The following is an 18,857-nucleotide window of genomic DNA, read 5'->3' as shown; positions in this document are numbered from 1 at the left end:
CTAGCTCGGCTCAGTGTCGCTCGGCAGATCGACGATCCGTCCCCCGCCATCGCCGGTGCGGGTCAGGCACCGGCGATGGTTCATCTTCTACCGATGAACCGCCATCTTCATAAGACAAGCAGATCGACTCAAATCGGGTTCGCGAAGCGATCCGGTTTGAGTCGTGAATCTGCTCTACACCCTTGCTTCAGAGCGGATTCACGCATTTGTTCTGAACGCTGCGCGTTACAGATCAAACGCGATCCGCTCTAGAACCGGGCCTCCACCACCTGGCCACGCGCCAGGTGGTGGAGAGACGAGTCGTTACGCCACCGCTTCTTCGGTGAGAGCCGCCTCAATCGCGCGCAGGGCCGCTTCCGCCTGACTGCCGTCGGGGCCGCCGGCCTGCGCCATGTCCGGACGGCCACCGCCGCCCTTCCCGCCCAGGGCCGCCGCACCGACCCGCACCAGGTCCACGGCGGAAAAGCGCGGAGTCAGGTCTTCGGTCACGCCCACCACGATGGAGGCCTTACCGTCATTGACGGCGATCAGCGCCGCGATGCCGGAACCGAGCTGCTTCTTCAGATCGTCGGCCATGGGCTTGAGATCCTTGGCCGGCATGTCTTCGAGCACCCGGGCGGCCACCTTCACGCCGGCCACCTCCCGGCTGCTTGGCCCACTGCCCGTGCCGCCACCGGCGGCCAGTTTGCGACGGGTTTCCGAGAGTTCGCGCTCCAGCCGGCGCCGCTCTTCAAGCAGGGAGACGATCCGCCCCGGCAAGGACTCCGGCGTGGCGCGCAGCGCGCCAGCCGCCTCCTCGAGCAGAGTCTCCTGCTGCTCGACCCAGTCCAGCGCGGCCTTGCCGGTCACGGCCTCGATGCGCCGCACGCCGGCTGCCAGAGCCTGCTCGGACACGATCTTGAAGAAGCCGATGTCGCCCACGCGGCGCACATGGGTGCCGCCACAGAGCTCGGTGGAGAAAGCCCGGCCCTCGCCCCCCTGTTCGTCGAGGCCGCCCATGGAGACGACACGAACTTCCTCGCCGTACTTCTCGCCGAACAGGGCAAGCGCGCCGGCCTCGATGGCCTCGTCCGGTGTCATGAAGCGGGTCTGCACCGCAGCGTTGTTGCGGATGCGCTCATTGACCATGCCCTCAATGGCGTGCAGGTCCTCGCGCGTCAGCGGCCGCGGATGAGAGAAGTCAAAGCGCAAGCGGTCAGGTGCGACCAGCGAGCCCTTCTGGGTCACATGCTCGCCCAGGCGCCGGCGCAGGGCCTCATGTAGCAGATGGGTGGCCGAGTGGTGCGCGCGCAGGGCCGCGCGGCGCTGACCGTCAACGCGCAGCTCAACCGCCTGCCCGACCTTCAGCGTGCCGCGAACGACGGTGCCATAGTGGACGTGCAGGTCGCCCGGCTTCTTCTGGGTGTCACGGATGGCGACTTCCAGGCCGTCGGCGGCAAAGGCGATGCCGCTGTCACCCTGCTGTCCGCCACTTTCCGCATAGAAGGGCGTCTGGTTGGTGAGGAAGGCGACTTCGGTTCCGGCTTCGGCGCTCTGCGCCTCCTCACCCTCGATCACCACGGCGCTTACCACGCCTTCCGCGCTCTCGGTCTCGTAGCCAAGAAACTCCGTGGCGCCGATCCGGTCGTGCAGGGTGAACCAGAGCGCCTCGGTCGCCGCATCGCCGGAGCCCGCCCAGGCGGCGCGAGCGGCGGCGCGCTGGCGCTCCATCGCCGCGTCGTAGCCGGGCAGATCGACCGCACGCCCTTGGCCACGCAGGATGTCTTGGGTGAGGTCCAGCGGGAAGCCGAAGGTGTCGTAGAGCTTGAAGGCCACCTCGCCCGGCAGCGGTGCTTCGCCCGGCAGCTTGCTGCTTTCCTCGTCCAGCAGCTTGAGCCCGCGGCCCAGCATGTCCTTGAAACCGCTTTCCTCGAGCTTGAGGGTCTCCTCGATCAGCGGCTGCGCGCGCTTCAGCTCGGGGAAGTGCCCACCCATCTGATGCACCAGCGCCGGCACCAGGCGCCAGATCATCGGCTCGCGGCAGCCCAGCAGGTGTGCGTGGCGCATGGCCCGGCGCATGATGCGGCGCAGGACATAGCCGCGGCCCTCGCGCGCCGGCAGCACGCCGTCGGCGATCAGGAAGGAGGCGGCGCGCAGGTGGTCGGCGATGACCCGGTGACTGACCGCGCGCTCGCCGTCCGGCGCCACACCGCTCGCCTCCGCCGAAGCCTCGATCAGCGCGCGCATCAGATCGATATCGTAGTTGTCGTGCTTGCCCTGCAGCACAGCGGCCACACGCTCCAACCCCATGCCGGTGTCGATGGAGGGTCGCGGCAGGTCGCGGCGGTCATCAGCCGCAACCTGCTCATACTGCATGAAAACCAGGTTCCAAATCTCGATGAAGCGGTCGCCGTCTTCGTCCGGGCTGCCCGGCGGGCCGCCGGGGATGCCTTCGCCGTGGTCGAAGAAGATCTCGGAGCAGGGGCCGCAAGGACCCGTATCGCCCATGGCCCAGAAGTTGTCCGAGGTGGCGATGCGGATGATGCGCGAGTCCGGCAGACCGGCGATCTTCTTCCAAAGGTCAAAAGCCTGGTCGTCCTCGGCATAGACCGTCGCCAGCAGACGATCGGCCGGCAGTCCGAACTCCTTGGTGACGAGGTTCCAGGCCAGTTCGATCGCCCGGTCCTTGAAATAGTCGCCGAAGGAGAAGTTCCCCAGCATCTCGAAGAAGGTGTGGTGGCGCGCCGTGTAGCCGACGTTCTCCAGATCGTTGTGCTTGCCGCCGGCCCGCACGCACTTCTGGGAGGTCACCGCCCGCTGATAGGGCCGCTGTTCCGCGCCGGTGAAGACGTTCTTGAACTGCACCATGCCGGCGTTGGTGAAGAGCAGCGTCGGGTCGTTGCGCGGCACCAGCGAGGAGGACTCCACCTCTTCGTGGCCGTGCTTGACGAAGTAGTCGAGGAAATGACGACGAATCTCGTTGGCGCTGGTCATGGGCTCTCACGTCCGAATGGCATGGCGGCGCGCTTCCTGGCGCCGGCCTCGCTCAAGGACATGGCCGCAGGACGCTGTCGGCGCAAGAGGTCGCGCGGGCGGCGGTTGTAGCGCGCAGGGCCAGCGCTGTCCATGGCGCCTTCGCCGACGCTGGCAGACACAGAGAAGTGCGGTTACGCGCGTGACGCAACCGCACCACTGGTTCAGTCCTCGTCGCTGCCTACCGGCTCCGCCAGCATGGCATCGGCCACCAGGCCGGCATTGGCCCGCACGGCCTGCTCGATGGTGGCGGCGGTGTCGGGGTTTTCCTTCAGGAAACGCCGGGCATTCTCTCGCCCTTGGCCGATGCGCTGGCCGGAGTGGGAGTACCAGGAGCCCGACTTCTCGACCACGCCGGCCTGTACGCCCAGATCCAGCAGCTCGCCGGTCTTGGAGATACCCTCGCCGTACATGATGTCGAACTCGACCTGCCGGAAAGGTGGCGCCATCTTGTTCTTCACCACCTTCACGCGGGTCTGGTTGCCGACGATGTTGTCGCGGTCCTTGAGCGAACCGATCCGCCGGATGTCCAGGCGCACCGAGGAATAGAACTTGAGCGCGTTGCCGCCGGTGGTGGTCTCCGGGCTGCCGAACATTACGCCGATCTTCATGCGGATCTGATTGATGAAGATGACCAGGCAATTGGAGCGGGAAATGGAGGAGGTGAGTTTGCGCAGCGCCTGACTCATCAGCCGCGCCTGCAGGCCGGGCAACTGGTCACCCATATCGCCCTCGAGTTCCGCCCGCGGCACCAGGGCTGCGACCGAATCCACCACGAGCACGTCGATGGCCCCGGAGCGCACTAGCGTGTCCGCAATCTCCAGCCCCTGCTCGCCCGTGTCGGGCTGGGAGATCAGCAGGTTGTCGATGTTCACACCGAGCTTGGTGGCATAGATCGGATCCAGCGCATGCTCCGCATCGACGAAGGCACAGGTGCCACCGGCCTTCTGTGCCTCAGCGACCACGTGCAGCGCCAGTGTTGTCTTACCCGAAGACTCCGGACCGTAGATCTCGACAACACGTCCACGCGGCAGGCCGCCGATGCCCAGGGCAATGTCCAGCCCCAGGGATCCGGTGGAAACGGTCGGGACCTCCACCACTTCGCGTTGCCCAAGCCGCATGATCGAGCCTTTGCCGAACGCGCGCTCGATCTGGCTCAGTGCGGCGTCGAGGGCTTTGGTCTTTTCGGTGCTTTCTTTAGTCACGAGCTGTAATGCCATCTCTGCCATGGGTGCGGACCCCCTTATCCCACGCGACCGAAGCCGCTGCAATGGGAGGACAGTACCGTTTTTGTTCTGTGGCGGCAAACGAAAAAGAACAATAATAGAACGAACGTTGGTCAGCCGTCTGAAGCCATGACCTCCTTCACTCGTTCCGCCAGCTGCTTCAGGCTGAAAGGCTTGGGAAGAAAGGAGATGAGCGCATCCTGGCCCAGCTTGGAGCGGAAGGAATCCTCGGCATAGCCGGAGATGTAGATCACCTTCAGGTCGGGCAAGCGCTCTCGGGCGTGCCCGACCAAGGTCGGCCCATCCACCCGAGGCATGACCACGTCGGTGATCAGCAGATCGAGCGGCGTTGCGGCATCGAGCCCCTCGATCACCTCCAGCGCCTGATCGCCGCTCGCAGCCTCCAGCACCTCATAGCCCTTGTTGCGTAGAGTGCGGGCCGAGAAGCTGCGCACCGCCTCCTCGTCTTCCACCAGCAGAATGCGCCCCTGTCCTGAGAGATCCCGCGCGCGCACGGTCGTCTTTTCCTCCGGCTGCGCCTCGGCTTCGTGTTGCGGCAGATAGAGCGTGACCGTGGTGCCGTGGCCCACTTCGCTGTCGATGAAGACGTGGCCATCGGTCTGCTTGATGATGCCGTAGACCGTAGAGAGGCCGAGGCCGGTCCCCTCCCCCACGTCCTTGGTCGAGAAAAAGGGCTCGAAGACCCGCTCCAGGTTTTCCGGCGCAATGCCCTGCCCGCTGTCCTCGATCTCCACCATGACATAGCGGCCGGGCGGCACGGTGTCGCCGCCACGCTGTAGCGGCTCCAGCAGTTCCCGGTTCCGGGTGCGGATCTCCAGGCGGCCGCCCGTGCGCATGGCATCGCGCGCATTGATGGCGAGATTGATGATGACCTGCTCCAGCTGCCCCTGGTCCGCCTTCACCAGCCCCAGGTCGCGGCCGTGCCGCATCTTGAGCTCGATGCCCTTGCCGATCAGGCGGCGCAGCAGGTGGGTGATCTCGGTGAGAATATCGGTGAGGTTCAGCACCTTCGGCTGCAGGCTTTGCTGGCGCGAGAAGGCCAGGAGCTGGCGCACGAGATTGGCAGCACGGTTGGCATTCTGCTTGATCTGCATGATGTCGCCGAAGGACTGGTCGCCCGGCCCGTGGCGCAGCAGCAGCAGGTCGGCAAAGCCGATCATGGCAGTCAGCAGATTGTTGAAATCGTGCGCGATGCCACCGGCGAGCTGTCCCACCGCCTGCATCTTCTGGGATTGTACGAACTGCGCCTCCAGCGCCTTCTGTGCACTGCGATCCTGCAGGTAGGCGACCAGGCCCGAGGAAGCCCCTAAGGAACCCCCGCTGGACTGGGACAAGACACGCAGGTTGACCGAACAGATGGTGTCGGGCGCATGGCGCATCGCCATTTCAAGACCCGGCTGGGCCTGGGGATCCTTCGCCATGGCGGCCAGCATGTCGGCCAACTGGCCCGCGCGGGCCTCCTCGACAAGCGCGGCCAGACCGCTGCCGCGGGCGCTATCCTCCGCCACGCCGACCAGGCGCAGGAAAGTCGCATTGCACTGCTGGATGTTCCCTTGCGCATCGAGCTGCGCCACGCCCACCGGCAGGTCGTCCAAGAGTTGCTGCCATGGAGCCGCGGCGCCGGCCCCGCTATCGCTTTGCCCGCTGCCGGGTTCTTGTAATTCGGCCTCACGGAGACTCCAGACACAAGCGCCGCCATGGCCGTCGAGGCGCCTGACCCGTACCTGCCACCGCACCCCATCGCGCAGGGTCAGCACGGCGTCCTGCGACTCCCCTGCCTCCGCCGCACGGCGCAGCTCGGCGAGCGCCGCCTGCGCAGCGGCATCGTCGGCCCGCGCGGCGAGCCAGTCCGGCAGCGCTTGGTCACGGGGTATCATGTCACTGGACGAATCGGCGCTGCCCAGGAGAACGCGACCGTCGGCTGCGATCACCTGGTGGCGCCAGCCGTCGGCATCCAGCACCGCCCGCAGCAGATCGCGCTCGGCAGCAAGGCGGGCGTTCGGGCCACCCAACAGCGTAGTCAATCGCCCCCCAAACAGGCCCCCGGCTGCGGGCACGCTTTATCCCTCCCCTTTGGTCACTGCGTTCGCTTCTGCGCTATTCCCCTGATCAGCCTAGCATGGGCCGGGCCCACCAGATAGGCCGCGTGCGGAACAGACGAGCGGCAAGCGCAAACGCGCAAAGAAGTGTCGCGGCCATTACAGCCGAGCCGTCGGAGGCTCGCGATAAGGGGCGCGAACACAGCCCCGTTGCCGGAGTCGCCGCGCCCATGTCCCGTACCGTCGTTTCCTCTGCCCGCAAGACCGTCATCATCGGTTTCGACCAGCCCTTTTGCATCATCGGCGAGCGCATCAATCCCACCGGGCGCAAGAAGTTGGCGGCGGAGATGGCGGCCGGCGACTTCTCCACCGTGGAACGCGATGCCCTCGCCCAGGTCGAGGCCGGCGCACTCATGCTTGACGTGAATGCGGGCATCCCTCTGGCGGACGAGCCGGCAATCCTGGCCGAGACGATCAAGCTCGTGCAGTCGCTCACCGACGTGCCGCTGTCCATCGATTCCTCCATCGTCGCCGCCCTGGAAGCGGGCCTGTCGGTCTATCAGGGCAAGGCTCTGGTCAACTCTGTGACCGGCGAGGAGGAGCGGCTGGAGGCTGTGCTGCCGCTGGTGGCCAAGCATGGTGCCGCCGTGGTCGCAATCTCCAATGATGAGACCGGCATTTCCGAGGACCCGGATGTGCGCTTCGCCGTCGCGAAGAAGATTGTCGAGCGCGCGCAGGATTACGGCATCGCCAAGGAGGATGTCGTGGTCGACCCGTTGGTCATGCCGATCGGCGCCATGGGCACGGCCGGGCGGCAGGTCTTTGCCCTGGTGCGGCGCCTGCGCGAGGAGCTGGGCGTAAACACGACCTGCGGCGCCTCCAATATTTCCTTCGGCGTGCCGAATCGCCACGACCTGAATGCCGCCTTCCTGGCCATGGCGGCCGGGGCCGGCATGACCTCGGCAATCATGAATCCGCTGCACCCACAAGAGATGGTGGGCGTGATGGCCGCCGATGTGCTGAACGGCGTCGACACGAACTGTGGGCGCTGGATACGGAAGTTCCGCGAGCCCACGGCGGGGGATACGGAGTCTGGCGGGCGCGAAGGTCGGGGGGAGCGCCGGCGGCGACGGGCAGCGGGCTGAGCGCCCAGCGGAGGTGATCGTGAGCGAAGCTGACAAGGACGCCCTGGTCGTCTTCACGCCCTCGGGAAAGCGCGGCCGCTTCCCCCTGGGCACTCCACTGCTGAAATGCGCCCGGCAACTGGGCGTCGACATCGATTCGGTCTGTGGTGGCCGGGGCCTCTGCGGCCGCTGTCAGGTGCAGATCGGCGAAGGCGATTTCGCAAAGCACGCCATCTCCAGTCGCGCGGGCAACGCCAGTGCCTGGAACGAGTCTGAAGCACGCTACCATGCCCGCAAGGGGATCAAGCCGGGCCGCCGCCTGTCCTGCCAGGTACAGCTCCTGGGTGATCTGCTGGTCGACGTGCCGGCCGACAGCCAGGTGCACAAGCAGGTCGTGCGCAAGCGTGCCGAGGTGCGCAACATCGAGCTCGACCCGGCCATCCGCCTCCACTACGTCGAAGTGGAGCAGCCGGACATGCACAATCCCAGCGGTGACCTGGAGCGCCTGCTGCAGGCCCTGGAGCGGCAATGGGGCGTGACCGGTATCAACATCCAAGGCCTCAACGTCGACCTGCGGGTGCTGCAGGGCCTGCAGCAGGCGCTGCGCGAGGCCGACTGGAAGGTTACGGTGGCGGTGCACCGCGGCCAGGTGCTGACCACGATTTGGCCCGGTTTCCGCGACAAGGCCTATGGCGTGGCCATCGACATCGGCTCCACCACCGTCGCCGCTCATCTTTGCGATCTGGCGAGCGGCGAGGTCCTGGCCTCCAGCGGCATCATGAACCCGCAGATCCGCTTCGGCGAAGATCTGATGAGCCGTGTGTCCTACGTCATGATGAACCCCGGCGGCGACAAGGAGATGACCCAGGCCCTGCGCGAGGGCCTGAACCGCCTGATCGCCGAGGTCTGCAGCGAAGCCGGGATCGCGCCCACCGACATCCTCAACGCCACCTTCGTCGGCAATCCCATCATGCATCACCTGCTGCTGGGCATCGATCCGACCGAACTGGGCGGCGCACCCTTCGCGCTCACCTTCAACTCCGGCATCACGCTCTGGGCCGAGCAGCTCGACCTGCAGCTCGCGCCTGACGCGCGGGTATATGTGCTGCCCTGCATCGCCGGGCATGTGGGCGCCGATGCCGCCGGCGTCATCCTCTCCGAGCAGCCGCACCTGCGCGAGGAGGTGAGCCTGGTGGTCGACGTGGGCACCAACGCCGAGATAATCCTGGGCAATCGCCACCGCCTCCTGGCCTGCTCGTCGCCCACCGGCCCCGCATTCGAAGGCGCACAGATCTCCAGCGGACAGCGCGCCGCCCCCGGCGCCATCGAGCGGGTGCGCATAGATCCGGTCACCCTGGAGCCTCGCTTCAAGGTGATCGGCAGCGACTTCTGGTCCGACGAGGCCGGTTTCGCCGACTCGATCAAGCGCATCGGGATCACCGGCATCTGCGGCTCGGGCATCATCGAGGTGCTGGCCGAGCTCTTCCTGGCTGGCGTGATTCTTTCCGATGGTACCATCGACGGCGCCGCCGCGGCGCGCAGCCCACGCATCCAGCTCGACGGGCGCACCTATGCCTACCTGCTGCACGAGCCGGCGCATCCGGAGGAACCGCGGGTGGTCATCACCCAGACCGACGTGCGCGCCATACAGCTCGCCAAGGCGGCGCTTTATGCCGGTATTCAGCTGCTGATGGATCGCTTCGGCGTGGAAAAGGTGGACCGCATCCAGCTCGCCGGCGCCTTCGGCAGCCATATCGACGTGAAGTACGCCATGGCGCTGGGCATGCTGCCGGACTGCGACCTGGAGCAGGTGAGCTCCGCCGGCAACGCCGCCGGGACCGGCGCGCGCATCGCCTTGCTGAACCAGAAGGCCCGCGACGAGATCGAGCAGGTGGTCAAGCGGGTCGAGAAGGTGGAGACAGCGGTGGAGCCTCGCTTCCAGGAGCACTTCGTCGCCGCCATGGCGATCCCCCACCGCAACGCGCCCTACCCGGAACTGGGCAAGGTACTGCCGTTGCCGGCCCCACGCTATCCGGAGCCGGCCGGCGAAGGCGAGGGCCGCAGGCGGCGCCGGCGCGTGGCGGTCTGACCAGCCCTACCCGCCGCAGCGTGCGGCGATGACGCGATAGAGCGCCCGGAGCGCGAAATCGGCGCCGCCCTTTGGCCGCCCAGGCTTGTCGTTCGGATTCCAGCCGAAAAGGTCCAGATGCACCCAGGGGACGCCGGGGGCAACGAAGCGCTCCAGGAAGAGCGCGGCCGTGATGGCGCCGGCAAAGGGCCCGCTTGAAACGTTGTTGAGATCGGCCACCTTCGAGTCCAGCCAGGCGGCATAGGGCTTGTGGAGCGGCAGGCGCCATAGGGGGTCGGCCTCCGCCTCGCCGGCCTGCAGCAGCTCGGCAGCCAGACCCTCGTCGTTGCAGAAGAGTGCCGGCAGATCGGGGCCAAGTGCCACCCGCGCCGCGCCGGTCAGCGTCGCCATGTCGACCAGCAGGTCAGGCGCCTCCTCGCTGGCCTCGGCCAGGGCATCGCAGAGGATGAGCCGGCCCTCGGCGTCGGTGTTGCCGACCTCGACGCTCAGCCCCTTGCGGGTCGCCAACACATCCATCGGCCGAAAGGAATCGCCCGACACGGCATTCTCCACCGCCGGGACCAGCACGCGCAGTTGCAGCGGCAGCTCGGCCGCCATGATCATCTGCGCCAGCCCCAGGGCGTGGGCCGCGCCGCCCATGTCCTTCTTCATCAGCAGCATGCCGCTGGAGGGCTTGAGGTCGAGGCCGCCGGTGTCGAAGCATACCCCCTTACCCACCAGGGTCACCTTCGGGCCTTGCGTGCCCCAGCGCAGGTCGATGAGGCGCGGCGCGCGCGCCGGGCTTGCCGCGCGGCCCACGGCATGCACCGCCGGCCAGTTCTCCTCCAGCAGTGTCTCACCGACAATGACCCGGCAGGTGGCCTCGTAGCGCCTTGCCAGGCCCTGCGCCGCCTCGGCCAACTCGGCCGGACCCAGGTCCCCGGCCGGGGTGTTGATGAGGTCGCGCACCAGGTAGGTCGCTTCCGCCGCCCGCGCCACCGCCGCGCGGTCGGCGCCCTCGGGCCAGAGCAGGCGCGGCCGCGCATGGCTGGCCTTGCGGTAGCGCGTGAAGGCATAGCCTCCCAGCGCCCAGCCCAGAGCGGCCCGGGTGGCTGCGGCGGCGGGCAGAGCTTCGAACAGGGCATAGTCTCCCGCCGGCAGGCTGGCCGCCAGCGCCGACCAGGAGTCCAGGTCCTCCAGCGACTCGACCGCCGCAAGCAGAGTGCCGGGTGTGCCGTCATTTTCGGGCAGCAACGTCCAGCGGCCGCGTTTCGCCTGAAAGCCCGCGGCCTCGAGCCAGGCCCGCTGCGCCGGCGACGCGGCCTCCAGGAAGTGCTCCCAACCGTCGGCCGTCACGATCTGCAGCCGGCGCAAGGCGCGGCTTTCGCCGGGCACGGTATCAAGCAGCGCAGTGAGCGCGCGGGTCTCGGTCATGGGTCGCCTCCGGAGCAACGTGTAGCCTTGATGGAAACACCTGCTGTATGAAGTCTCCAATCACGGGCGACAAGGCTTCGCACAAGGGAAAGAACATGACCGCAAACGGCATGACACTGGTGATCGCCAACAAGAACTATTCCTCCTGGTCCATGCGGGCGGGCCTGGCGGTGGCCTTGACGCCGGTGGAGGTGCGCGAGGTGGTGGTGCCGCTGGACGAGCCGGACACCCGCGCCGCAATCCTGGCCCATTCGCCGAGTGGGCGGGTGCCCGCCCTGGTGGACGGCCCCGTGACCGTCTGGGACAGCTTGGCGATCTGCGAATATCTCGCCGAGCGCTTCCCCGGAGCCGGCCTCTGGCCGGAACACACCCAAGCCCGGGCGGTGGCCCGCGCCGTGTGTGCGGAGATGCACAGCGGCTTCGAGGCGCTGCGCACGGAATGCTCCATGGACCTGCGCCGGCGCGGCCGCAGTCCGCGCGGCCCGAACTGGCGGCCCGACGCGGAGCGCATCGTCACGCTCTGGGAAGACTGCCTGGCGCGCTTCGGCGGCAGCGAAGGCTTCCTCTTCGGCCGACCCGGCATCGCCGACTGCTTCTACGCCCCGGTGGTCAGCCGCTTTATCACCTACGACCTGCCGCTCAGCAGCGTTGCGGCCGACTACGCCCGCCGCATCCAGGACTGGTCCCCCTACCGCGCCTGGGCCGACGCCGCCGCACAGGAGCCCTGGGACCTTGGCGACGACCATTGAGGGGCGACGACCATTGAGGTGCAAGGAAGCGCTCAGGCCTCGACCATCCGGGCGCTGTTGAGTTCACAGGAGTTGGCGGTATCTGAGACGGTCGCGCGCTGCATATCGCGGCGCCAGCGCAGATCGTCGAACTCGGTGCCGCGGTGCATGGTGCAGCGGTTGTCCCACATCACCAGGTCGTTCTGGCGCCAGCGGTGGGTGTAGACGAACTGCCGCTGGGTCGCGTGGTCCATCAGCTCCTCGAGCAGCGCCTTGCTCTCGCTCTCGGGCAGCCCGACGATGCCCCCGATATGAGAGGCGAGGTAGAGTGACTTCCGGCCGCTTTCCGGGATAGTGCGGACCAAGACCTGCCGCACGGTCGGCATTCCCGCCTTCTCCTCCTCGGAAAAGTTCGTGAAGCCCAGCTTCGCCCGCGAGTTCATGATCGAGTGTTCGGCGATCAGGTCGTCGATGCGCTGTTTGGTCGCCTGGGGAAGCGCATCGTAGGCCGCACGCTCATCGGCGAACTGCGTGTGCCCGCCGATCGGCGCCACCTCGCGCCCGTAGAGCAGCGACGCGCGCGCCGGCACGTGGCGGAAGGAACTGTCGGTATGCCAGAGGCGATTGCCCAACTGGAACATGCGCATCCGGCTGTTCTTCTCCCAGACCTCATCCTCTCCGTTGAGATTGGAGACGTCGGAGAACTCCATGCCCAGGCGCAGCTTCTTCTCGCTGCTGTAGACGGGGATCGCCGTCTCCAGCGGCCCGATGTGGCGCGCGAAGTCCAGGTGCTGCTCATGGGTCAGTTCCTGGGCCGGGAAGATCAGGACCGCATACTGCCAGAAGGCCTGCTTGATCTCCTCGACCACCTCCGGCGCCAAGGGTTGCGAAAGATCCACGTCCCCAATCTCGGCAGCGAAATCTTCGGTCACGGGATAAATGCTGATGCTCAAGAGGCTGCCCTTCCCTGATGGCTGGCTCGAATTAGGAATACCAGTCAGTAGGCTAGGGAACTCTGAAGTATCACGTCAAGTCATGATGGCCCGTCTTACATAGCGGAACGCCTGCTGCCTCTGGCCAAAGCGCCCTGAATCGCCTATAGCTGCGCAACACCTTGGGCACCGGACCGGGTTCACGCAGCAAGTTCGATGCGATCTGGTCCTGTGGCGCCGGCTTAGCTCAGCTGGTAGAGCAACCGCCTTGTAAGCGGTAGGTCGCGGGTTCGACTCCTGCAGCCGGCACCAACTCTCCCTTGTCATCCAAAAACTTAGCCCCCTGCCTTGTCTCTGGGACTTGGCGGTAAGGACACATCTGAGCGCAGGCAGCGAAAACCTATGCCCTGCCCCCAACGCGAAAGGGGCGCCCGAGGGCGCCCCTTTCTTTGCGCTGCCGAAGCAGTGCGATCGGCGATGCGATCAGAAGTTCATCTGCACACCGAAGAGACCGGCAGTGGCCTTGCCGTCGTTGGCGTTGATGTTGCTCTTGAAATCGCCGTGCTGGATGGAACCGACCAAGTTCACACCCGGCGCAAAGGCGTAGCGAGCACCAAAATCATAGATGTAGGAACGCGGATTACCACCCGCCTGATTTCTACCCTTGGACCAATTTGCACCAAACGAAGGACCAAAGGTGAAGCCATCGACGGTGTAGGTCAGACCTGCGGTAACCTGATGCGTTCGATAACTAGCAATGCCATTATTATCGAAGTTGTAAGCCACGCCGGCGTTCAATCCGCCAAAGCCAACGCTACCACCGAGAGCGTAGGTCCAAGCACGCTTGTCATTGATGCCGGCCGCCTGAATGATGTTCTTCGCACCCTGATTCCATTCGCCGGTCTCGAAACCAGCCGACAGCCCGACGCTTACCTCGTCAAAGCTCTGCTGATAGTTGGCTGACAGACCAACAATATTCTGCAGATCGCCCAAACCGAGACCAGCGCTCCGGTTCTGCGCCGAGAGGTTGGTGGCGACGCGGTTATTCATATTTTCACGGTTGCGCTGATCGGGCGCGAAGGTGAAGCCCGCCTGGAAGCCGGCGAACCGCGGCGTCATATAAGTGAAGTTCATGGAGCGGTTGATGTAGTAGGTCGGCGTCGCCGCGAACCCAACACCATTGGTCGGAACCATGCCCTGTGAGTGACCCGTGTCATCAATGCCCCAGCCGGCCGTCGGCGGCGAAACATGCATCAGGTAGGGCGCCGAGTACATGGTGCCGAACTGCACCCGACCGAAACCGCCGTCCGCATAGACGTAGGAGCGGTTGTTGTTCATGCCGGCCTGCATTTCATACTGGGTATGAAAGCCGATGGTCATGCCGTTGTCCAGGGTCTGAGAACCCTGAATGGTGTAACGGCCACGCTGGTTGAAGTCGTAGGAGCGGATCTTGTCGCCGCCGACATCATCGTTGTCACGCACGATGGCGAGCGCGTTGTAGAAGCCGCCGATCTGGAGCTGGAAGCCTTCGGCTTCCTGGGCCTGGACCGGGCTGCCGGCGACGGCAACGCCCCCGACCACGGCCGCGGCGGTTGCCGCGAGAAGCATCTTCTTCATGTCTTGTGGTCCCCTTGAAAGAGTTCTGTACAACGGACGCGAACTGGCCTGCGCTCCGTCGAGAGTTCCCTTACCCCTCCGCGGGAGCCGCGGTCAATTGGATCACGACCCGGATCGTTGCCAAAATGCCGGACTGTTGCATTCCAGTCACAGAAACGGGCCACAGGGGGCTTTTCGCCCCTTCCCGGCTAGCGCCCGCGCCGCCGGTCGACGCCGCCACGGCGCGCCTTCGCCTGGCCCAGGGCCATGGCGATCGCCGGGATGAAGACCAGCAGTGTGAGCGCAATGCCACGGGCAAAGCGCCGGTCCTCGGACCAGTCGATCAGCCCGAGCGACATTCCGGCAATGAGTCCCAGCACCAGCAACGCCGCCACGACCGTCAGCAAGAGACGCACGCGCGCCACAGTACGCAGGAAGTTACTCATGGTGTGGCGGCGTGGTTGGCTGGGTTCTCACCGCATCCCCCTCTCACCCCTCCCGGCTGGCCATGCCAGTGTGGCAGGCGACGGCAGCCTGGAGAAGGGGGATGGCCAGCGCGGCGCCGAAGCCGTCTCCGTCGGTGAGCCCAAGGTCGAGCAGCGGGCGGCGGTTCAGGCGGCGGGCCAGGCGTTCGGCCGCTGGGTCATTGCCGAGCTGGGCCACCTGGCAGTGGTCCAGCAGCGCCGGCTCCCGGGCGTGGAGCACGGCCGCAGCGGCAAGAGCGGGCACGCCGTCGAGCAGCACCGGGGTGCGCGCCAGGCGACAGGCCAGGATCGCGCCGACGACGGCCGCCGTCTCCAGCCCACCGAAGCAGCGGAGCACCTCCAGCGGATCGCCCAGCGCCGCGCGGTTGGCCTCGAGCGCTGCGGCAAGCCAGGCAGCGGCCTCCGACGGTGCGCCCTCAGGCAACCAATCACTCGCTTCACCGCCGAAGAGCGCAAGACAGAGAGCCGCGGCCGAGAGATCACCGCCCTGCGCGATCGCGCCCAGGCCCATGACGTCAAAGCCCTGCTCCACCGCCATCATGCCGTAGGAAAGGGCGCGCGCGCAGTCGGCCTCGCTCAACGCCGGACCGGCGGTGAAGTCGGCGCTGGGCTGCTCCAGCGCCATCTCGTAGACGCGCAGGTCGCTGTCCCAGGCACCGGCGACCTGGTTGATCGCCGCCCGGCCACCGACCGCCGCCTGCACCTGCCGTGCGGTCTCGTTCATATCGGCGTCGGCGCGTTCGGCGATGCCGTGATTGGCCGCAAATAGTGCAACGCGCGGACGCTCCAAACGCGGGCCCGCATTCTGCCAGGCCGCAAGCCAGAGCGCGAGTTCACCCAGGCGCCCGAGACCGCCCGATGGCAAGGCCAGCGCAGACTGGCGTGCCTGGGCTGCGGCCGCGGCCGCCTCGTCGGGCCCCGGTAGCTCGCGCAGCAACGCGCGAATCTCATCGAGGCGGGGTTCGTCCTGGGCCATGAAAGGCGGCTCCTCGTCGTCATATCTGCAAGCGTCCAGCGGCTCTGGCGCCGATGCTCCTACAGACCGGCCGGCTTTTCCAGGGCGCCTTGCCGCAGGCGCGCCGCCTGTCTATGAGGGACAGGAGAGTGGAAAAGACAGGCAGCGTCAGCGCACCTCTTCGCTAGGCGTAGTGTCGCAGCCACCTTTCCGCCACGAAACGCAGCTTGAATGTCCTGCCACATCCCGGCGAATCGATTCGCAGCGAGGAAACAGTTATGCACAGTTCCATCCTCCGCCCGGCCCTGCCCCGCCTGCTCATGCTGCTGCTGGCGGCGGCGATGCTTCTCGGACTGCAGCAACCGGCGGCGGCCGACGACCGCGACGACGCCGCCGATCTGGTGGAACGTTCGCGGCTGACCCTGACCTCCCTGCTGCGCGACCCGCAGTATGAGCAGCTCCAGCCCTATCTAGAAGCGGCCAGCGGCGTCATCATCTTCCCACAGCTCGTGCGCGGCGGCTTCATCATCGGGGCCGAGGGCGGCAGCGGCGTGCTGCTGGCCCGCGGTGCCGACAACGTCTGGGGCCCGCCCGCCTTCGTGCGCCTGACCGCTGGCTCCATCGGACTGCAGATCGGCGGGCAGGTCTCGGAGACCGTGCTGGTGATCATGAATGACGGCGCCCTGGACGCCGTGCTCGCCCGCAAATTCAGCTTCGGCGGCGACCTCTCCATCGCCGTGGGCCCGGTGGGCCAGGGGGTGCGCGCCAGCTCGACCGCCAACTTCGGCGGTGACATCGTCGCCTTCTCGCGCAACCAGGGACTCTTCGGCGGCGGCTCGCTGGAGGGCGCGGCTTTGACGCCGCGGGACTCCCTGAACGCCGCCTATTACGACGCGCCCGACGCCACCTCCTTCGAGATCACGGTGGAGCGTCGCTACCGCAATCCGCAGGCCGAGCCGCTGATCGAAGTGCTGCCGTAGGGCCCCTTACCCTGCAAGCAAAAGGCGCAGGAGCAAGAGGCCCAGCAGCGCACCGCCGTGCAGCAGACAGGCCTGGGTGAAGAGCGACAGGCCGGCCGGCAAGGCTGCGTTCGCCGGCAGGGCGCTTGCCAGGGGGGCCAGGATCGACTCCGGCCGCCGTCCCCAAGGCCGGCGCAGTGCACTTTCGTCTCCGCTGCGCCAGGCCGGCGAGAGACGCAGGGCCAGGGCCAGCAGCAGCCCCGCCAACCGACTCGGCAGCCATTCCACCGCCCGCGCCAGGCGCAGCGCCGCTTCGCCGAACGCGCCCGCCTCGGGCGCCCGCCCCGGCTCATAGAGCGCGACACCGCCATAGAGGCGGGCAAGCAGCAGGCTGGCCTGCTGCAGCGCCAACCCGCCAGGGCCGAGCAGGACGTACCAGAGGACCGGAGAGATCAGGCTGTCCGCCAGGCGCCGACCCAGGGCCGTCAGGCTTGCCGGCAGCACGGCCGGCGCGTCGAGACGCTCGGCGTGCAGGGGTGCGATGTCGCCGGCTGCAAGCCGCAGCAGTGCCGCGCGCGCCGTCTGCAGATCGCCACGCCCCAGTGCCGCGATCACCGCAGCCGCCTCCTGCCAGGTGCGACGCTGGCGCAGCAGCAGGATCAGGAGCAGCAGTTCCAAGGACCAGGCGAAGGGGTAGAAGCGCGTGAACAGCGCCAGCAGCCATCCGGCCGCACCGGCCGCCAGCAGCAAAAAGACCGTGACGAGCCAGCCACGCAGCCGACGCGCAGCCAGTGAACGCTCCGGCCGGTTCAGCCGTCGTTCCAGGGCGCGGGCCAGCCGCACCACCGCAGCGCGCGGGCGCGACAGCAGCCCGCCGAACCAGCCGAGACGCCCGAGATAGACCTCCAGGGCCAGGGCGGCGAGCAACAGAAAGAGCGGATCGGCGTAGCCATAGGCGCCGGGCATAGGAAGCCCCCGAAGCGGAAAAGGACTGACAGAATGGCGATCTGCCCCCCTGCGCCGCAAGGCCGCAGCGGCGCCCGGTGGCACTGAAGGGCTGTCTGGGTTACATCCTGGGTCGAGGAGAAGGAATCACCGATGCATAATCCCCTGTTCCGACGCGCAATCATCATCCTTCTGGCCGGGCTGGTCCTGCTGGGTGGCGCCCTGGCGGGCGCGCTCTGGCTGCGCCAATCCCCGGATCACCGCGACGGAATGATGGGCGAAGCGGCCATCGGCGGCCCCTTCGAGCTGGTGGATCAGAACGGCGAACCTTTCACCGATCAGGACTTGGAAGGGCACTATTCGCTGGTCTTCTTCGGCTACACCTACTGCCCGGACTTCTGCCCGCAGACCCTGCTGACCGTCACTGAAGCGCTGGACCAGCTGGCGGAAGAGGAGCCGGAAAAGGCCGACGCGGTCGTGCCGGTCTTCATCACCGTGGATCCGGAGCGCGACACCGTGGAGGCGATGAACGCCTATGCCCAGCACTTCCACGAAAGCCTCGTCGCACTCACGGGCTCAGAAGAACAGATCGCGGAAACAGCGCGCGCCTATCGCGTCTTCTACCGGAAGGTCGAGGAGGACTCCTACAACGACTACCTGATGGACCACTCGACCTTCGTGTTCCTGATGGGCCCCGACGGCAAGTACGTCACCCACTTCACCCACGGCACGGCTCCGGAAGCAATCGCCGCCGCGCTGGACGAGCGGGTCGCTGGATAGGTTCGGTTCCCCGACAGGCTGGCCCGAAAGCCTGGATCAGCGCGCGAAGACGCGCGCCGGGTCCTTGAAGGCCTTGAATTCCAGTGCGTTGCCGCTGGGGTCGGTGAAAAACATGGTGGCCTGCTCGCCCACCTGACCCTTGAAGCGGATGTGCGGCTCAATGATGAAGGCCGTCTCTGCAGCCTTGAGGCGCTCGGCCAAGGCATGCCAGGCGTCCCACTCCAGGATCGCACCGAAGTGGCGCACCGGGACCTGGTCGCCGTCGACCTCGTTGGTCTGAGCCCGGGCCACCTCGTCGGGCCGCAGGTGGGCCGAGATCTGGTGGCCGAAGAAATCGAAGTCGATCCAGCGCTCCGCCTCGCGCCCCAGTCCGCAGCCCAGGACATCGAGATAGAAGCTCCGCGTCGCCTCTAGATCGGCGACCGGGAAGGCCATGTGGAAGGGGGGCATCGCAGTGGCCGATGCAGCGCTGTCAGACATGGAAAAAGCCCTCGTCAGAAGATGATATGACGATGAAAGTCGGTTGGCCGGGGCAAAGGGTCAAGGTCGCGCC

Annotated in this window: 15 protein-coding genes and 1 tRNA gene; 6 read left to right on the top strand and 10 right to left on the bottom strand. The window is 66.8% G+C overall.

The genetic code is table 11. The features are described 5' to 3' along the window. Positions 1 to 303 precede the first annotated feature (303 nt). The 3 genes from alaS to P2G67_RS02880 all read right to left on the bottom strand — a co-directional run bounded on the left by alaS (position 304) and on the right by P2G67_RS02880 (position 6,316). Positions 304 to 2,973, bottom strand: a complete 2,670-nt coding sequence (gene alaS / locus P2G67_RS02890; protein WP_275819838.1) for an alanine--tRNA ligase — start codon at positions 2,971 to 2,973, stop codon at positions 304 to 306. Between the two features lie 203 nt (positions 2,974 to 3,176). After that, positions 3,177 to 4,241 (bottom strand): recombinase RecA, encoded by a 1,065-nt coding sequence (gene recA / locus P2G67_RS02885; RefSeq protein ID WP_275819836.1) that lies wholly within the window; start codon positions 4,239 to 4,241, stop codon positions 3,177 to 3,179. 110 nt (positions 4,242 to 4,351) lie between these two features. Beyond that, positions 4,352 to 6,316, bottom strand: coding sequence for a hybrid sensor histidine kinase/response regulator (locus P2G67_RS02880; protein ID WP_275819834.1), 1,965 nt, complete (start codon positions 6,314 to 6,316; stop codon positions 4,352 to 4,354). 212 nt (positions 6,317 to 6,528) lie between these two features. Here P2G67_RS02880 and P2G67_RS02875 point away from each other — a divergent pair, with 212 nt between their 5' ends. Continuing rightward, positions 6,529 to 7,443, top strand: a complete 915-nt coding sequence (locus P2G67_RS02875; RefSeq protein WP_275819832.1) for a dihydropteroate synthase — start codon at positions 6,529 to 6,531, stop codon at positions 7,441 to 7,443. Positions 7,444 to 7,462: 19 nt separating this feature from the next. Beyond that, a complete protein-coding gene (locus P2G67_RS02870; RefSeq protein WP_275819831.1) occupies positions 7,463 to 9,511 on the top strand; it encodes an ASKHA domain-containing protein in 2,049 nt (682 codons plus the stop codon). Between the two features lie 6 nt (positions 9,512 to 9,517). On the opposite strand, the gene P2G67_RS02865 is transcribed toward P2G67_RS02870, so the two are convergent. Further along, complete coding sequence (locus P2G67_RS02865; protein WP_275819829.1) at positions 9,518 to 10,924, bottom strand: leucyl aminopeptidase family protein; 1,407 nt, start codon at positions 10,922 to 10,924, stop codon at positions 9,518 to 9,520. A gap of 95 nt (positions 10,925 to 11,019) precedes the next feature. Between P2G67_RS02865 and P2G67_RS02860 the strand changes: the two genes are divergently transcribed. After that, positions 11,020 to 11,673 (top strand): glutathione S-transferase family protein, encoded by a 654-nt coding sequence (locus P2G67_RS02860; RefSeq protein WP_275819827.1) that lies wholly within the window; start codon positions 11,020 to 11,022, stop codon positions 11,671 to 11,673. A 32-nt stretch (positions 11,674 to 11,705) separates the two neighbouring features. Here P2G67_RS02860 and P2G67_RS02855 read toward each other — a convergent pair whose 3' ends face one another. Next, positions 11,706 to 12,605, bottom strand: coding sequence for a TauD/TfdA dioxygenase family protein (locus P2G67_RS02855; RefSeq protein ID WP_275819825.1), 900 nt, complete (start codon positions 12,603 to 12,605; stop codon positions 11,706 to 11,708). A 215-nt stretch (positions 12,606 to 12,820) separates the two neighbouring features. On the opposite strand from P2G67_RS02855, the gene P2G67_RS02850 reads away from it, so the two are divergent. Next, positions 12,821 to 12,896 (top strand) — tRNA-Thr (locus P2G67_RS02850). A gap of 171 nt (positions 12,897 to 13,067) precedes the next feature. Here P2G67_RS02850 and P2G67_RS02845 read toward each other — a convergent pair. The 3 genes from P2G67_RS02845 to P2G67_RS02835 all read right to left on the bottom strand — a co-directional run bounded on the left by P2G67_RS02845 (position 13,068) and on the right by P2G67_RS02835 (position 15,641). Beyond that, a complete protein-coding gene (locus P2G67_RS02845) occupies positions 13,068 to 14,201 on the bottom strand; it encodes a porin (RefSeq protein ID WP_275819823.1) in 1,134 nt (377 codons plus the stop codon). A 188-nt stretch (positions 14,202 to 14,389) separates the two neighbouring features. Then, positions 14,390 to 14,626, bottom strand: a complete 237-nt coding sequence (locus P2G67_RS02840) for a hypothetical protein (protein WP_275819821.1) — start codon at positions 14,624 to 14,626, stop codon at positions 14,390 to 14,392. Between the two features lie 43 nt (positions 14,627 to 14,669). After that, positions 14,670 to 15,641 carry a nicotinate-nucleotide--dimethylbenzimidazole phosphoribosyltransferase gene (locus tag P2G67_RS02835; RefSeq protein WP_275819819.1) on the bottom strand — a complete coding sequence of 324 codons (972 nt, stop codon included), beginning with the start codon at positions 15,639 to 15,641 and terminating at the stop codon, positions 14,670 to 14,672. 257 nt (positions 15,642 to 15,898) lie between these two features. Between P2G67_RS02835 and P2G67_RS02830 the strand changes: the two genes are divergently transcribed. After that, a complete protein-coding gene (locus P2G67_RS02830) occupies positions 15,899 to 16,600 on the top strand; it encodes a lipid-binding SYLF domain-containing protein (RefSeq protein WP_275819817.1) in 702 nt (233 codons plus the stop codon). A gap of 6 nt (positions 16,601 to 16,606) precedes the next feature. Here P2G67_RS02830 and P2G67_RS02825 read toward each other — a convergent pair whose 3' ends face one another. Further along, entirely contained in the window at positions 16,607 to 17,545 is a 939-nt protein-coding gene (locus P2G67_RS02825) for a cobalamin biosynthesis protein (RefSeq protein WP_275819815.1), read from the bottom strand. Positions 17,546 to 17,677: 132 nt separating this feature from the next. Between P2G67_RS02825 and P2G67_RS02820 the strand changes: the two genes are divergently transcribed. Next, positions 17,678 to 18,304 carry an SCO family protein gene (locus P2G67_RS02820; RefSeq protein WP_275819813.1) on the top strand — a complete coding sequence of 209 codons (627 nt, stop codon included), beginning with the start codon at positions 17,678 to 17,680 and terminating at the stop codon, positions 18,302 to 18,304. 36 nt (positions 18,305 to 18,340) lie between these two features. Here the strand turns inward: P2G67_RS02820 and P2G67_RS02815 are convergent, their stop codons facing one another. Next, positions 18,341 to 18,784: a VOC family protein gene (locus P2G67_RS02815; RefSeq protein WP_275819811.1), complete on the bottom strand. Its 444-nt coding sequence runs from the start codon at positions 18,782 to 18,784 to the stop codon at positions 18,341 to 18,343. Positions 18,785 to 18,857: the final 73 nt, after the last annotated feature.

This window comes from Aquibaculum arenosum (assembly GCF_029222965.1).
GTDB classification, from domain to species: Bacteria; Pseudomonadota; Alphaproteobacteria; order Kiloniellales; family DSM-21159; genus Aquibaculum; species Aquibaculum arenosum.
The sequence above is the reverse complement of the archived record's forward strand: the minus strand, read 5'-3'. Positions and strand labels throughout refer to the sequence as shown.